Annotated in this window: 1 protein-coding gene; it reads left to right on the forward strand. The window is 31.6% G+C overall.

The window, feature by feature from the left end; translation table 11 throughout:
* Positions 1-95 precede the first annotated feature (95 nt).
* Positions 96-1,424: an IS3 family transposase gene (locus LGK97_RS19555; protein WP_226261992.1), complete on the forward strand. Its 1,329-nt coding sequence runs from the start codon at positions 96-98 to the stop codon at positions 1,422-1,424.
* Positions 1,425-1,464 lie beyond the last annotated feature (40 nt).

Genomic DNA, 1,464 nt, shown 5'->3' on the forward strand with positions numbered 1-1,464 from the left:
TATAATGGTACCTATAGGAAGGACACTTAGAAAAAAAGTGTTTGGACTATAGGTACTTTTTTTGTATAATTTATATAAGGATAGGATGGTGGAAAATGAGTAAGGTTTTATTTAGCAAAGAAGATATTACAAAACTAAAGAATAATAAAAATGTTTTGAATGTTAGTGAATGTGCAATCACGTATAAATTTGAATTTAAGGTATTATTTATAGATGAATATATGTCTGGAAAACTACCAAGGCAGATTTTTGCTGAAAATGGATTTGATATAAATGTAATAGGATTAAAGAGAATCGAGCAATCAGCGTATAGATGGAAGGTATCATACAAAAATAATGGAATAATAGGGTTAGAAGATACTAGAAAAACGGCAAGTGGTAGGCCACGCTCTACCGAGCTTTCAAATGAAGAAATAATAGAAAGGCAAGAAGCTAAAATAAAATTACTTGAATCACAGGTAGATCTATTAAAAAAATTAGACGCGAAAGAAAGGCAGGCGATTCAAAAGAACAATAAGCTTAAATGTAGTGATGTTTTCAAAATAATTAAAGAAGTTATTGACGAATATAGCTTTAAGAATGTAACCGGTTACTTATGTGAATTATCAGGAGTATCTAGATCAGGATACTACAGTTACCTTACTTCAAAAGACATAAGGATGGAACGCGAGAAGCGTGATTTAGCAGACAGGGATTTAATACTGAAAGTCTTCAATAGAAGGGGCTATGAGAAAGGTTCTAGGTCTATCAAAATGATTTTAGAAAATGAATTTAATATTATATATAGCTTAAAGCGTATCCGTAGGATTATGAATAAATACGATATAGTGTGCCCTCACAGAAAGGCAAATCCATATAAAAGAATTGCTAAGGCAACAAAGGAACATCGTGTAGTGAAAAATATTTTAAATCGCGAATTTAAGCAGGCTACGCCAGGAAAGGTTCTTCTTACTGATATAACATATTTACCCTACGGTAATGGTAAAATGGCATATTTATCAACAATTAAAGACTCTTCAACGAATGAGATATTATCTTATAAAGTTTCAGATAGAATAACACTTGATATAGCATTAGACACAATAGAAAAACTGGTTAAGACTAGGCGTGTAGCGTTAACAAAAGATGCCTTTATTCATTCAGATCAGGGTAGTCATTATACAAGTCCTATATTTCAACAATTATTAAGCAAGCATGGATTAGGACAGTCAATGTCACGTAGAGGTAACTGTTGGGATAACGCTCCACAGGAATCATTTTTTGGCCATATGAAAGATGAGGTAGATATAAAATCCTGTACTACCCTTGAATGTATTAAGAAAATGATAGATAAGTATATCATGTATTATAATAATTATAGATACCAATGGAACTTAAAAAAGATGACTCCCGTACAATACAGAAATCATCTTTTAGCTTCTTAATACTCCTTTTTATATTGTCCTTGACAAGGGTACCAGATTA

Source organism: Clostridium sp. CS001, from assembly GCF_020443565.1.
Taxonomy (GTDB): domain Bacteria; phylum Bacillota; class Clostridia; order Clostridiales; family Clostridiaceae; genus Clostridium_AD.